The organism is Ruegeria sp. AM4, from assembly GCF_056540665.1.
In genome coordinates this window covers 1-508 of sequence record NZ_JBQFXD010000046.1, presented here as the reverse complement: position 1 = coordinate 508, position 508 = coordinate 1, and the positions used below count along the sequence as shown (strand labels likewise).

Genomic DNA, 508 nt, shown 5'->3' with positions numbered 1-508 from the left:
GTCATCGACCTGCACCGCCTCGGTCTGGCCGATGAAATCGGCGGCCATACCCTTCCAGGTGTCGGGCTGCATCTTTTCGGTATTGCCGATGATCGCGTCGACCTCGTCCATTTTGGCAAAGGTCTCGGGCTCGGTCTGGGCGGCGCAGCCGGTCACGATCAGACGCGCATCGGGGTTCTCGCGACGCAGCTTGCGGATTTCCTGCCGCGCTTTACGCACGGCCTCGGCCGTCACGGCGCAGGTGTTCACCACCACGGCGTTCGACAGACCCGCCTGTTGCGACAGTTCTTTCATCGCCTCGGTCTCATAGGCGTTCAGGCGGCAGCCCAGAGTGGTGAACTTGGGCGCGCTCATCCCAGAGTCTCCAGAAACTCAGGGGTCAGCGTGCCCGAGAAGACATGAGCCGTCGGGCCGGTCATCCAAACGCCATCGTCGCGCCAGTCGATCCAGATCGTGCCGCCGTCCAGCTCAATCTGAACTTTGCGCCCGGTCAGGCCGCGCCGCGCAG

Annotated in this window: 2 pseudogenes; both read right to left on the bottom strand. The window is 64.2% G+C overall.

The features are described 5' to 3' along the window. Positions 1 to 354 (bottom strand): annotated as a pseudogene (locus ACR0JA_RS23690) (tRNA (N(6)-L-threonylcarbamoyladenosine(37)-C(2))-methylthiotransferase MtaB); the annotation flags it as partial. After that, a pseudogene (locus ACR0JA_RS23685) lies at positions 351 to 508 on the bottom strand (diaminopimelate epimerase); the annotation flags it as partial. The pseudogenes ACR0JA_RS23685 and ACR0JA_RS23690, both read right to left, overlap by 4 nt.